The sequence below is a fragment of the Marinobacterium aestuarii genome, from assembly GCF_001651805.1.
GTDB classification, from domain to species: domain Bacteria; phylum Pseudomonadota; class Gammaproteobacteria; order Pseudomonadales; family Balneatricaceae; genus Marinobacterium_A; species Marinobacterium_A aestuarii.
The window spans coordinates 2,650,774-2,665,303 of sequence record NZ_CP015839.1 but is presented as its reverse complement, the minus strand read 5'-3'; the positions used below and the strand labels follow the sequence as shown (position 1 = coordinate 2,665,303).

6 protein-coding genes are annotated in these 14,530 nt (G+C 55.8%); all 6 read right to left on the bottom strand.

The window, feature by feature from the left end:
• Positions 1-548 precede the first annotated feature (548 nt).
• The 6 genes from A8C75_RS23950 to A8C75_RS11695 all read right to left on the bottom strand — a co-directional run bounded on the left by A8C75_RS23950 (position 549) and on the right by A8C75_RS11695 (position 14,519).
• Entirely contained in the window at positions 549-722 is a 174-nt protein-coding gene (locus tag A8C75_RS23950) for a hypothetical protein (protein ID WP_227819898.1), read from the bottom strand.
• A gap of 225 nt (positions 723-947) precedes the next feature.
• Positions 948-1,490, bottom strand: a complete 543-nt coding sequence (locus A8C75_RS11715) for a HEPN domain-containing protein (RefSeq protein WP_067382351.1) — start codon at positions 1,488-1,490, stop codon at positions 948-950.
• Positions 1,491-1,525: 35 nt separating this feature from the next.
• On the bottom strand, positions 1,526-3,082 hold the full coding sequence (locus A8C75_RS11710) for a VWA domain-containing protein (protein WP_067382348.1): 1,557 nt from the start codon (positions 3,080-3,082) through the stop codon (positions 1,526-1,528).
• Complete coding sequence (locus A8C75_RS11705) at positions 3,075-4,592, bottom strand: AAA family ATPase (RefSeq protein WP_120785188.1); 1,518 nt, start codon at positions 4,590-4,592, stop codon at positions 3,075-3,077. Before A8C75_RS11705 ends, A8C75_RS11710 begins: the two co-directional genes overlap by 8 nt.
• 361 nt (positions 4,593-4,953) lie before the next feature.
• Positions 4,954-11,187: a DEAD/DEAH box helicase gene (locus A8C75_RS11700; RefSeq protein WP_067382345.1), complete on the bottom strand. Its 6,234-nt coding sequence runs from the start codon at positions 11,185-11,187 to the stop codon at positions 4,954-4,956.
• Entirely contained in the window at positions 11,187-14,519 is a 3,333-nt protein-coding gene (locus tag A8C75_RS11695; RefSeq protein ID WP_227819897.1) for an STY4851/ECs_5259 family protein, read from the bottom strand. Before A8C75_RS11695 ends, A8C75_RS11700 begins: the two co-directional genes overlap by 1 nt.
• Between the last annotated feature and the right edge of the window lie 11 nt (positions 14,520-14,530).

Genomic DNA, 14,530 nt, shown 5'->3' with positions numbered 1-14,530 from the left:
ATGTTAAATAGACTAACATACCGGTATCCTGCTCGGCCATTGCCTTGTGTAGTTTCCAGTACAGATCTGAATTAATTCAGCCCTACTGGAAACTTTCCGCATAGGCCGCAGGCCCCACCACATATAGGTTTCAGCTGATTCTAGCGTTACCGATTATCTTGCAGTTTCCAGTTCAAGGCTGAACTTCGCGGAAGATTTGGTGCGACCCTGTGGTGCAATCCACCAGGCAACAACTGTCGTAAATCAATGGATGTCGGCGTCGTTTTCGCCTGCCTTGTGTAACATCTGTGTTTTCGATTTTTTGCTTACAGCTCCAGTCACACGCAACCTCCCAAGCCGTGCGGAGAGTCGCGAAGATTGAAGTATTGAAGGCTCAGTGCCATATCGGGCAACGTAGCTGGCGAACCTTGCACTGAGTTGATGTTGCTAGCCACCAGGCCTTACCTTCGCAGCAAGTAGGCTTTCGCCAAGATCCTCACTCAAGCTAGCAGCCTGTCGGACTTACCACTGATCTACTGCGGAAAAGCCGACTTTGGTCATTTTTCGTCCTATTTTTTGTTAAATAGAACCACTAGTACCGGCGCGACACTGCCGCCCAGGCTCATGTCACCCAGAACAACCATCTGGCCCGAGGCGAATGCGACCAGACTGGCCAGCGCCATATGATTCAGGGGGCCTGAGTTTTGCAGTTCGACCACATGCAGATGGAAGTCGTGGTCCATCACTTTTGGCCAGTTTTCCGGATCCTTTGGTCACCTGTAGCTCCAGGCGGTACAGCCCAGGCATGCCTTTGTTGCTCAAACCAATGGTATGGATAAAGCCGGGCTTGCCAGGCCCTTCAGGAATCAGGGCACCACCGCCCTGCTCTTTTATGACGAAATACTCTACAGGCTATCTGAAGAGGCGTGAAATTGCTCATACGGTGTTTGAGCTGGGTCTTATGGTACTTAATCCGCCAATGCTTGGTCCGTAGCCTCGACAAGATCTTTGAAAAACCGGATGCATTTTTCCATATCATCCCGTTTGACGAGATGATTGCTTTGCTTGTCGGTTACGGAGCGATGGACGGCATCACCGCGCTTACTGATCCAGCTATTCAAGGTCGCACGCACCTTTTCTTGATCATAATTCAACCATGACCAATGTTCAGTCACATCGATATCAACAAAATTCTCAAATAGATGTTTTGTTTTTTGAGAGTTCGGGTTGTGAAAAAAGCGTAAATCTTCGTCAAGTTTTTTCTGGATATAGTTCCCAATATGGCTGCCCTTCAGAAACTTTAAGCGAATACTCATTTCCTCTGTTACACGATCCTCAACGTAAGTTTCCCACGCCGTCAGTGTCATTATTAGGGCTGCCCGCTTGAGTACTTCCGGGTCTCGTTCTGAGGGTCTGCTTTGCACACGATCATTGTTCAAAAAATCATAGTGACGCAGGATATCCTCCGCGTCTGAAATCGATACTGAAAATGTTTCCTTTGCCTTAGACATGCTGTCCCTATCCATACGTGGGTTTACTTAAAAAATCACTGACAGGCCAGGTTTAACCACTCACAGAAGTGGTGCAGAGGGTCACACATGCGCTCCATGGCGCCTCCTCCCTCTCCGATCAGAATACCTTGTACCGCCAAACCATGGCTTTTCTTGCGTCTTTTTATACGGTTCAATAGACTATTCGGGTAGCAGAATTCGCCATCACTCACCACTAGGATATCGGCATTTCGCCATTCCGATTGCTTGCACCGATCCAATGCCAGTTGAAGCGGGCCATTTACATCCGTGCCACCGCCAAAAGACATGCAGAGAAAGCTGATCAGGCGATTCAACCCGTTCTCGTCAGGCTTGAGTTCAAGCTCTTTAACTTCACCGCTGCTGCCAAACAGGTAGACATAACAGCCACGGCGTTCGCTGGCTGCCACGCTCAGAGTTTCGAGTACCAGTGCCTTGGCAATGGTTTCAGGCGTGCCCCGCATGGAGCCCGATGTATCGAGGCAGACGATCATAGGACCGCGTTCTTCGCTGCTGGATTTACCGGCCCGCTTCACCTCGACCTGCTCATCGACTTGAGCTTCGACAGTTTCCAGCTCCGTCCCCTCAACGGCATAGCTCAGCAGCGCATGCTCGGCTCGCTTGGCGTGCCAGAGCTTTTTCAATACAGGATGTCCGAACAGCGCAGCTTCTTGGGGCAACATACGGCTGACCGAGTCCGAGCGCGTGATACCTCGCGTTTCCATCGGGACGAATGGCGTTCTGACTTCCCGCTGCTCTTGCCGGGTACGCAGCATAGACTCCATGATTATCTCAATGATGGGTGGCGCTTCGCTGCTCTTCATTCTGCCCAGTGTTCTGATGACGTCCTGCAATTGCGGCAGTTGACTGAGAACCTTCTTGAGCCTGACCATATCCAGCCAGCCATGGCTCTGAAAAAAACCTCTGGAGAGATCGAAACCAAGCCGGACAACCATCCCCAGATCGACAAAGATCGCCTCCAGTTCAGACCAGATCACCAGTCGCTCCTGCCAGACTCCAGGCAACCATACTCCCAGACTTGAAGCTTCAATCCAGCTATCGTCAAATGCTCTTCGTGACAGACCCGCCAACTGATTTTGCGTCAACACGGGTTGTCGCTGGGCCGCCGCTCGCCGTTTTTGTGCCTTTCGCTCCTGCCCGAGTTGCTCAAGTGCCTCCTGCTGGTACTGTTGCAACAACACACTGTGCAGTCGGCGCTGTTCAACCGATTTATGTTCCAGCGCCTCCAGCAAGTCCCCCAACAGCGCATCGACAACCTCCGTGTTATCGCGGCAATACCGCAGCACTCCTTGGGACTCCAGCGACTGAAACAGTGCGGATTGCGCCGCAGGGGCAGGCCAGGGCAGCAACGCTGCCGGCGTTTCGCCCTTGAGCAGGGTCCGGCGCAACTGCACGACACCACTCACTCTCGGCTGCAATTCGCCAACGGGATGGGTCACCACCGTCGGCAGCAGAGACTCCGGCAGTTTATCGAGCAACACGTAGGCATCATCCAGATCAGATAGACGCAGTAGATCCGGTGGCGCAGAAGTGACAACCGGATATTCAGTCACTGAGCTCACCCTCAAGGGCTGAAGCCTCTACGCCCAGCGCCCCCTCATCGCTGTCTTCAAGCGGTAAAGACCTGAAGCCTTTAGTCACTTTCTCCGCGCGTGCCAGCAGCTTCTCGGTCTGTTCGATCGCGTTGCTCAAACTCTGGCTAAGCTCCGGCCAGATGGACTCATCAACCCAGAGGTGCTCAATCAGCGTTTGCTCCGCTGAACGGTTTTGCTGTTGCAGCTTTAATAGTGAAGCATGCAGTGCCTTCTTAAAGCCTTCGATTTGTTTGACACGACTATTAATATGGGCAAAAGAATATGCGACTGTTTGCATAACGGGGGCGTTGGCAACCGCCTCGTACAGCGCCTCATTGTCTCTGCCATACGAGTTCTGTTTGGTCGTTGTTTCATTCCCGCTAGAGTCCAGATACAGCGGCCGCCCCTTAGCATCTTTCTTCTGATCTTTACGAGAGTTAGATGTAGTAGTTCCACCTTTTTGATTGTAAAAAAGAGGTTTTCCATGCTCATCCGAGCTCTGAAACTTATTCTCCCAGTCGCTGGCTAATTTGTTTTCCCACGCCAATATTACTTCAGTTTGTCGCCTTGGCTGGTAATCGCCATCGATCGCTATGTTCTCTTTGTAAAAACCAAGCAAGCCATCGAGCTGCTCCGGTTTCTGCCACAGGCAGTGGGGCATAAGCCAGGCATCGAAAATACTGACTTCATTTTCTTTGTTCGTGAAAGCGGAAACCTTAAGCAAATTGATAATCTTGCGCCAGCGGCGATCCGAAACATAGATCTGCTGTTCGGCCAGATAACCACGAAAGGCTTCACAAAGTTTAAGCACTTCAGGACTGAGCCTGACTTTCTCTGCCAGTGCTCGAACCTCTTCGAGGTCCTCGATCCGCAGCCTCAGCTCCAACGCCGGATCACACACGTCACCCTCCAGTCGGAGCAGCTGTCTAAACGCCTCGTCCGACACTGGCTGCACAAAGCTTCTCAGCATAAATCGGTCGTAAAGCGCGTCCAGCTCCTCCCCTTCCGGCAGCTCATTACTGGCGGCAATGACCGAAATCAGCGGGACGTCGCTACGGCGGTTGCCGTTATCGAACTGGCGCTCGTTCAGCAGCGTCAGCAGGCTGTTCAGAATGGCGCTGTTAGCCTTGAAGATCTCATCGATAAAGGCGATTGACGCTTCCGGCAAGTAACCACTGGTCAATCGCTGGTACCTGTCCTGCTCAAGCGCCTGGATCGAGAGCGGCCCGAACAACTCCTCAGGGACGCTGAACCGCGTTAGCAGGCGCTCGAAGTAACCCGCCTCTACGAATACATTTTTCAAGCGCTTGGCAAGCTCGCTTTTGGCCGTGCCGGGGGGGCCCAACAGTAACACGTGCTCGCCGGCCAATGCCGCCAAGAGTATCAGTTTTGCGTGGGATTCACGCTCCAGAAGGCCGTTCTGCATCTCTTTTAAAAGCTGGGCGATCTTGTCCTTGCGATCAAGCGATTTAACGGGTGCCATATCCATATCGGTCGATATCCTTTCGTTAAGTTCTGGATGGTTAGGATCTTTCCGAGAGAAGGTGAATTTAACATGACCTCATACTCTCCCTGGTAGCAATCAATCAACTAGAGTTGATCGCGCAACACCTTGCAAACAGCTGCTCATAATTCGAACAGAAAATTTACTACAGGGGCATGAATTTGGCGGTCATGGATTGCATCCTCACGAAAACAAGATTAACACCCATACCGGTACAACCTTCATGCCAAACCCTAGAGCAACCATAACCAACTGTTTCATAAGCAGAATCATCATAAGCCGCAGTCTAGCTACGGCTAATGATGTAAAAAATATTATTATTTAGTAACTTCTGAGAAACGATCCTCTAAGACACTTCATAAAGTGCAATATCCGTCGGCCAGTCGCCCCCGTTGAGCATTTTTACGCCTTTCCAACGCTCAAGCATTTGGTTCGCCTGCCCCAGGCTATCGTCAGCGAAATTAAACCGCTTCAACCCATATGCAAGCGACGTACAGATCCAGTACCCCATGCCCTGGTCAAAAGCCAGCTTGAGGAGAGAGCCGGACTGAAGCTCCAGCGTCAGCACGCGCCGATGGCTGACCTCGCGGACCGAGTTATGAATGTAGACATCAGGAACCGTACCCAGTACGGCTGACAACCAATGTTTCAAAGCATCTTCCATGTCGTCCGGTTGAGGCCAGTCATTCCAGAGGTCAGCTGTACCGGAAGTACCGGAACCGGCAACCGTATCAACCCGCACCGTTTTCAGCTGATCACTCTTCAACACCTGCATGAATCCCGCGAGCAGCATCACCGTCCAAGGAGATCTGAGATAGCGATCTTCATAGCGAATCGACACAATGGGCTCACCTTCGAGACGGGCCAGGAACCCAGGGGCTTTTTCACTAAGCAGCTGCTTGAAGCGATTAGCCAGAGTTCTAACATCGCCATTGAGCTCCTTGATCACCTCAATCACGGTAGCGCTGTCGTAGGCGGCAAGCCAACCAGCGGTGTCTACCATTTCGAGAGGCCAGGATGGCAGCTGTTCCGTCGATATCCAGACGCTGGCGTCTTCAGTCATCAGCCAGTCCCCTCCAGGGGTTAATGCATCGCGGTTGTCGGTGAGCAAGGTCACATAACCGCCATCGCGCAGAGTCATCTGGATCGGCGACACCAGCCCGTGACTTACAGACTCCGTTGTGCTTTGGGCAACACGGATGCCGAACCGGGACAGCAGGGCCAGCTCTTCCTTGAGCGCTGTCGGCAGCTGCTGGCTATCGATAACGATGCTCACATCCAGACCATCGATCAGTTTGCAGGCTATCAGCTGTTTGCGGAAATCAGGATTCCCAAGGTCCCAGCTTTCCAAATCGCCCCCCACGCGCACGAGGAGACCGGTTGCTGATTTATTGATCCAGTGGCGAATGAATCGCTGGGGCTCGTATGGCCAGTACTTGGCCCCTTCAACAGCGCTGAACGGCTCAGGTAGCTGGAAGTGCTCGGCGAAGCGGGCCTCTTCGAGCCACTGCAAGGCCGCTTTCCGGTTCAGCTGTTCGAACTCCACTCGGCTGTCCTTGCTGGCCAGGCAGGACGAACAGACCGACTCACAATCCGCGGCACACTTCAGCTTTTCGATCGCAGACGCCACCACGGTGGTCATTTCATGCAACGCAGTCATAACGAAGCCGGCCCCGCCGGCCACATTGTCATAAACCTGCACCACGGAGCGCGTTTCCCCTGTGTCGAGATCCCTGTCCGGACGAACACCGAATCCCATCTCGCTGCTGGCGATACCCAGGTAGTCCGACACCGCATCCCGGAGCGCTACTGCCAAAGTGGTTGCGATGACGCGTCCGGTTTCGTCGTCGTCGATCCAGCCCCCGGTCAAGGGGTTTCTGAAAGTCCATTCGACGACATGGGTACGCGCCTGGTAGCCCAGGTAAAGATTGGACATAACCCGCTCGCCCGAGCAGTCCTTTTGCTTGCGACTGCCGCTGGCCCCGCCCACGGGGCGATGTCCCTGGTCCGGCCGCATTCCCATCGGCAGGTCGCCATTGACCAACATCGAATCGGCTCGGCCACAGCTCATGCAGACGGCAAACCCCGTCCCATGCTCTCCTCCGGAATGGACAACGGTTTGCCCGTCCTCACCAAACCGTACAAATCCGCATCTGCGGTCCGGAAGCGCCACCAGCGAGCCATCAACCTGCACCCGTGGCCTCTCGACGGGGATATATTTCTGGGATGACACGTCATTGCTGGTCGCTTCGTAGAAGTCGGTCACAAACCCCAGCGGCCGCAGAACCCGCTTGACTTTCGATGCAGGGATTTCGGATTCGCAGTGCGTGCAGCAAAGGTCATCGCCATGGGCGTAAGCATATTCCCGGTACCCCGAAGCACCACAGTTGGTGCACTGCCACGACAGGTCGAACTTCTGGACACCTCCAGAATCCCCCTCTTGGTAGGATTGCATCTTGATACCCGCCGCCCGGTACACGCGACCGTCGATGACGATCTGGGCGCCAGGCGCGTATTCGCGCACAGCAATATCCAACCCTCGCGAAGGTTGCTCCTTGTAGGTAAAGATATTGTCCTCACGGTCCTTGCTGGCCGGGTCGGTGCTACCTTTCTTGTTCTTGAAGTCCTCAACGTTGTAAGTGTTCAGCGTGACGACATTTGTGGGGAAGCCGTAACCTGGGAGGAAAGCCCGGGCTGCGAGGTCTTTGAGCAGGTACTCGGCCTCGTGGCGGCTCTTTTCGAGTTCGAGCGCCTTCTTATAGCTGGGGTCGGTCGCGGCACTCAACCGTTGATTGATCTGGCGGTATTCCTCCTGCCAGATTTCGGCCAGTTGCCGGATGGCCTGGGCACAAGTAGCGGCGAGTACCTCGATGCCGGCCATTTCGAGCGCCGTGCGCTTCACGATTCTCTTGACCCCGTCGGCGAACTGCCGGCTCTCGCTGCCGAGCCAGTCCGCGAATTGATCAACGACGGGATCGGCGGCGTTGAAGAACCACTGCACCGTCAAACGGGTCTGATCGCCGTCTGCCGAGGTCTGGTTTTTGAGGAAAGCCGACAGCAGGTACGAATTCACATGCCGCTGGACCAAAGGCGTTGCCGACAGAGTAATCACCGGTGCCGGAATCGCGGTTTCAAAGGCCCACTTGGGATTGGCGAATACCCGCGTATTGTGGGGATCGGATTTGCAGAGTGTATACGCGACCGACCTCGCTTCGCTGCGCCGCCCGGCGCGTCCGGCCCGCTGCAAATAGTTGGCCGGATGGGGCGGAACGTTGTTCATCACAACAGCCGATATACCGCCGATATCGACGCCCATCTCCATAGTCGTAGAACAGTTGAGGACATTCACCTTCCCCTGTTTGAACCACTGTTCGTAATTCTCGAGCCGCTTCGCCGACTGCTGTGCCGAATGCTCGGCCGTGCGGTAGTAGAACCCACCCTCAACGGTGCGATCCGAGATATCGCTCCACAGACTAACCTGGCGAAGCTCCTGAATATCTTGGCTTTGCGCCACCCGGCTTCGAATCGCCGCCAAAACGCCCTCTGGCTCCCCCTGTGGCGCGAGACTGGTGAAGTCCGGAAGCCGCACCGGCTGGCATTCGAGCCGGGTACGATCGATCTTGTTGGGAATATAAGGTGTAAGTCCCCTGAAGGTGGTATCCAGCAGGCGGTACGTCATCGGGCATACCCAGGCAGCCTGGGGCAGCGTGAATTTCAGTGCGCGCCGCTCGAGCGTATAGCCACCACTCTGACTTTGCAAAATATGCAGGCGGATCAACTCTTGCCAGGCGGCCTTGAGCCACTCGTTCATTTTATCGCGGCTTGTGGCATCGGCCGGATCGAGTCCACAGCCCTGTGCCAGCAGCTTCACGAGACGAGGCTGGACACCTTTCGCCGCCACCTGCGGCCAGAGCTTCACCCTGCTACTTGGGCTCAGATCGGTCCCAGGCGCAAACAGCTCCTTAGGTGCGAACTTGGCGCCCAGCCAGGCCCGCTCATTGTCATTCATGACGAAGAAGGTGTTTTCCCGGACGTAAAAATCGAGCGTGACTTTGAGAAAATCCCGCCAGTCGTGCAACGTCAGGGCTTCTCGCTCGTTACTCCCCCCGCGTTTCGGCGCGAGGGTTTCGCTCCAAAAACGGGGCAAGGTTTCAACCTTCTCCAGCCCCTGGTAACCCACCTGCACCAGCGCCAGGGTTTCGGTGCTGTTCTGATTTTTCGGGCGGCGGGCATATTCGCGCAGCAGCAGCAGACCCGCGAGGGCCAGGCTGTTGTCGTGACCGCCGAAGAACTCGGGATTGGCGTATTTGTTGTAATCCAGAATCGAGTGCTTGATGTCGTTGCCTGCGGCCAACTGAGACACCAGCTCATGCCACGACAGCCAGGCCTGTGTTTTGCCGGCCGATCCCTGTTGTTTTTGGCGGGCTTCCTCGCGACGTTGCCGAGCAAGATCAGTCATTCCCATCTGCTCAAGCTGTTCTGCATCTTTTAACAACGCTTCGACAGACTTTTCCGGTAATGTTGGAGCATTCTGGTTTTCAGCGGCCTGCCGGTTGCGCAGTATCTGGAACACCATCCCGCGCAGACGCGAACGCTCCGCTTCCTGTTGCATCCGCACCGCCATGCGCGCGGTACCCTGGCGGCTGTCGGTAAAGGTAATCAGCTTGCGACCACGCCCCGGCAAGCTTTCCGGGCTGGCTTCGCCAGATGGATCGGGACAGAACTCCAGCACGGTCGGCACCGCATTGCTGACATAAAAGGGTGCCCCAAGATAAGCCTTCCTGAGAAATCCAGCCGGGCGCTTGCCACGCTCACCGCATTGCACGCATGCGGACTCGTAGTCGACCGCCTGGCGCACGGTGATCACCGTAGGTGAACTCAGAGCACCCAGCTCCGCTTTCTCCGTGTCGAACGGCAAATCCAGGTATCCCTCCCCCAGCGACGGCGCAATCACCACCGGCTGCTTGCTGCGATGAACGCCCGTAGAGACCTCGGGGACTTCATCGTCAGCGCCCTCATCCTGCAACGAAAACTCGTCGCCCGCATAGGGACTGGCTTGCTTCAGGCAGCCACCGACATCCTCAGCCACGAGGTGCGGTGTTTTACAGTCCCCGCAAAATGCCAATTCGTACACCGGTGCATTACATTCGCAACGGGCGCGCTGAGAAACATAAACGTTGCCGAACGGCCATTGCTTCAAGTGTGCCGACTTGGCTGAGCATTTGGCATCGATACAGCTCCAGAGGCCGTGCAGCATCCGCTGATGGAAATGGCCTCTAAGTTTAAGAAACGGCGGCTCTTTCTCCGTGGGCTGGGTGTCGGTCATCAGGTCGATCCAGCCAAGCAATTCCTGCTGCCGGGACTCCGGATCCTGACTGTCGAGAAAAGACTCGACATCGGCCACCAGTTCATTCAGATCCAGCGGTTTCTGACTGCCGACAATCCTGTTGCGAATGAAGTACGCAAGACGGTGATTGCTGAGCGCGTCATAACGTGCGCCGGACACGGTGCGACCGCTGTCTATCTGCCGGATTTCGTCGAACGAGAGCCTATTGGTCGGCGAGTGATCGACAGTCGGCACTGTGCGTGAACCACCGATCACGATGACCTGGTCGTCCTTCACACCCGCCAGGGACGCCAGGTAGGACTGTAGCTTCTGCGCGGCGTCCTCTCCAGCAATGGTCGCCGACGTCGCGACAAAACGAATCTCGTGCGCCTCTTTTCCGAAAGCCTCGACAACCCGACGCAACAACAATGACAATTCAGCCGCTTGCGAACCGATGTAGGTATGCGCCTCATCAAGCACGATCCAGCGCAGAGAACGCTGTTCCCGGGAAATACGGATGATGGGCTCGTCAACCTGCCGCACCAGCATGTATTCCAGCATCGTGGCGTTGGTCATCAAGATTGGAGCAGGCTCCTCGCGCAGGCGCTCGCGGGACAGAATTTCGTTCGGGCGCAGGCCCTGCTCCTTTTTTACCTTGCTCTTGAGATTTTCCGTATTACCGTTGTAAAGGCAGAAGCGGATACTGTCTCCGAAGGGGGAAGTCCAGGCATCGAGACGTTCGCGCTGGGAATTGATCAGCGCGTTCAACGGGTAGAGGAATAGAGCCCTCACACCGACCAGTGCCCTGCCGGAGCACTCATATTCACTAACCAAGTCTTGAAGAATCGGCACCATGAAACACTCGGTTTTGCCTGAGCCCGTGCCGGTGGTAATCACCGCGGACTTGGGCCGCTCGGCGAGCAGAGCCTTCCAACTTGTCAGCTGATGCTTGTAAGGATATATCTGCGCGTCGAAACGGTAATTTTCGTTCGGCGCATCCGTCAACGCAGCGACCACCGACTCCGACAGCAGGCCCCCTTTAAGCTGAGCGAAGGTCACATCTCCCGCCTCCCAGCCGAACGTATGCTCGAAAACCGGAGGGGCGAAGAAGCAGCCAGCCTCACCCATCCTGTTGTGCATTTGCTCCGACAGGTGGGTTCTCAGCCCCTGGTCCTGAATTCCCAGAATGGACAGGGTCGCCTCGCGTGTGCGATTCAGCGACTGGTTGATCAGATCCTTGAAATAACCGCTCATCAGTGATTCCTTGAAGTTTTAAGCAATTCGGACAAAACAGCGGAGTAGACCGGCTCGTACCAGCCATTACGGTCGAAGTCGGTTAAAACACGGATACCGAAACGCAGCTCAGCATCGTCGTCCGTAAGTTCACTCAGGTCGGTACAGCCCGCCGTTATAAATGCGGACAACACCGGGATAATACAGACCGGAAGCATGAAGCCGGGCATAGGCAGGCTCAGCATCCAGGCGTAATCGTCCTGTCTCTTAAGCCAACGGATCAGCGACTCGTTAAGATTGACGGGCCACTGAGCATCTTCCTGCTGCAATCGCATCTGTTGCAGCCATACCGGAATAACAGCTTTTAAAGGCATTGAAGAGGTCTGCGCGGCACCTTTCCCCGAACCGATCGACGCCGCGAGATACCTGAAGGCCGGTACCTGGTTCGCGAGTAGCTCCATGCGATGCTCAGCCCTCTGCCTGATCTGCTCCGCCGGAATACCGAACTGGCTCGACAGGCTTTCTGCATAGATATCGACGGCCTTCATCCATTGTGAGACGGTAATCCTCTCCCAGATCACCGCCAGCTCCTGTACCAGACGAGTGGCGAAGTGGCTATCCATCTCAAGCCGGAAAACCGCCAGCGCCATAGCCCGGGGATGCCGCGCCAGATGCTTCCAGGCCTCAAGCGCCGAGAGTGGAATATGCTCATAACACTTTTTCAGCTCGGCGAGATAGAGCCAGCTGCTGTGCATGAAATTCCCGGCCATCTTTTCCAGCACGGCGTCAAACGGGTCGGGGCTGAGTCTGGGGTGAAAATAGCGTGCCGCCGACTGTAGCGTTGTCACCTCCTTATCTTCATCGAGCACCAGAGAGGCGGGATCCGGCACATAGATGACCGGGCGAAAGAAACGCTTCGAATCCGCCGCCGGATACAGCAGCCAGGGGCCGTCCTTCTGCAATCGTTCCGGCATTTCGAAGATGCCAGTGCAGATACTCTCCATAACGACCTGCGGCTGAAGCTCGACGGGACTGGTTTCCGGTGAATCAACCTGCATGGCTAGGACTGTTGCGGGCTTTGCGCCCAGATCCAGCGAATGACCATTTTGATCGGCCAGCTCGAAAAAGGTACGCAGAGGAGGGTTGGTGAACCGGATGGAGGCGTCATAACGCCGGATATAAAACTGCTTGAGCTGGCGCGAAGTTTCGACTCGGACGCGCACCAGAGCATCTTGCTCGGCGCTGCTGCTGAACAGGCTCTGGAGATCGTCGTAAAACGAGAACAGGCTGATCTGGACGGAAGCGTTCGCCGCGTCGTAGGTATAATGCCGGCGCAAAGCGCCACCTGATCCCATCAGTTCCAGAGACAGGTGAAAGGGTTGCCGGGCGCTCGGCGCCGGCGTCATGACCAGCGTCATACCCAAAATACGGCCGATGTTCAGGTGCTGCTCCTCGAACAGCTTCCCGTCCGGGCCGAGCAGGAGTGCGCCCTCCTCCGGATAAGGCAAGCGGATAACGACACCGTCCGCGTGTGTGTCCGGATCGCTGATTCTAAGCAATACGCGCTCGGGACGACGGTGACATTCATCTGGCACTAAAAAAACCGTCACAGCGCCAGGCTCCTTGCGAATGTCAGCGCGCAGAGAGTCATTCAGAACGGCAACATCGAGCACGTACGAGGACTTGATCAGGACGCGAGCCGGCGTCATTGAAGATGCGGACATCGCCGAAATGGAAAGATCCCGCGGCAACACCCCTACCTTGCGGCGAGCCACCACCTGGCGCTCCTCACCGAGAAGATCGACACGAAAGCTGCCGATGCCAGCGTGCCCGTTCAGCTGGCTGACGAGCCTGTTGTCAATTCTCAGCGCCTGCGGTTGTTTTTCGTCGCTAGCCGAGTTCCGCAATGCAAACCCTGGCCAGCCCAGCCAAGTCGCCACCGGCAGGGTATCGTAAGGCGATAATACCCCCAGCAATTCGACGCGCTCGGCGCCTGTCGAACATCCCGGCTCGATGATATAGCTGCTGCCCTGGTCGGTAATAACCGTATGCCCCTCAATGCGATACCAACGTCCTCCTTCCGAATCTGTGGTATCCAGCGAGACAGACGGGTTCTGTATCTGAAGGTGCGGCGGTATGCGCACCAGGACGCTTGAAGCCTCGCTACGCACCGACGCCGTACCGACCAAGCGGATGTCGTCATCATCTTCAACAAAGGTGGTCGGCAATTGATGCCAATCCACCTCGCTGGACTGAATGGTAACGCTGTGCAGCTTTTCTCCGGCACACCAGCAGGTCAACAGCAGCGGGTTTTCCGGCGATCGACGGCGGCACTGCAACGCCTGCGCCGGCAGCTTGATCTCCAGGGCGTCTCTCTCCAGGCGGCCGTAAGCGGCACCCAGTTTCAGAACAAGCTGTTCGCCTTCGTACAATGCCAGCTCGATACGGGTCGAACCCAGCTTCCGGCCATCCAGTTTCAACTGAAGGCTCGGCGCCAGGGTCACCTCAGCCAATAGCCGCCCCCGTTCAGGGCGGCCATCCAGCAGGTGCTCGCAGGTAAAATACCGGGCCATCGCCTCAGATCGTTTGCGTTCGGCCAGGCGCACGCCCGCATCGCGCAGCCACTCGTTCACTAGCGTATAGCCGTTGTCCTCCTCCAGCGGGAGTGGAAACTCAGCGCGCCACTGCGGGTAATGCAGATTCAGGTAGCCTGCGGGGTCGTCCTTGCCGCTGAGATCATGGGGTTCAGCCAGCATCATCAGCGTTTCGACGATACTGGCAAGCAACTGGCACTTTTCATCGGTCTGGAAGGACTGCGGAAAATAACCGCTGTACTCCCGAATCACCTGGACCAGATCACGCCCTTCGCTTCTGCACTGGTGATATCGCCTGAGTCCCGCTTTCACCGCGCGACCAAAACCGTGGCTGTCGTTCTGGATCAGCTTCCAGGGCAGGCCGCCCTCAGCGAACAGGGAACCCAGGTAGTCGGCGCCGTGCGTACGATACCTGACAGGCCGATTCCAGAACGCCAATCCCCGAGTGACGAGTTCTTTGTGGTCGTTATGGGAAAGGTCGATACCCAATGAGGTTTCAAACGACCGCCAAGACCAGTTCGCATCATAGTTCCGACGAAACTGCTCAGCGACATAAAGACAAAACCCGGCGCACCAATAATCCCGAAAAGCGGGGCTATGGCGTTCCTGCCGGCTCGCGGTCAAAAGAGTGCCCAACGTGCCAAGCTCATCGTCGGTTGTGCAGTATCTGAATAGCGGTATGTCTTTGGGACTACTTAATCCTCGAATGATTAGGAACTCGTTCGCCCATGCCCGAGAGTGGCTTACAATTCTTTGCATTTAGATCCCTC

Bases quoted from the DNA above. Each gene is read 5' to 3' on its own strand.
- A8C75_RS11715 (WP_067382351.1), bottom strand. From the start codon at position 1,490: ATGTCTAAGGCAAAGGAAACATTTTCAGTATCGATTTCAGACGCGGAG.
- A8C75_RS23950 (WP_227819898.1), bottom strand. From the start codon at position 722: ATGGACCACGACTTCCATCTGCATGTGGTCGAACTGCAAAACTCAGGC.
- A8C75_RS11695 (WP_227819897.1), bottom strand. From the start codon at position 14,519: ATGCAAAGAATTGTAAGCCACTCTCGGGCATGGGCGAACGAGTTCCTA.
- A8C75_RS11705 (WP_120785188.1), bottom strand. From the start codon at position 4,592: ATGGATATGGCACCCGTTAAATCGCTTGATCGCAAGGACAAGATCGCC.
- A8C75_RS11700 (WP_067382345.1), bottom strand. From the start codon at position 11,187: ATGAGCGGTTATTTCAAGGATCTGATCAACCAGTCGCTGAATCGCACA.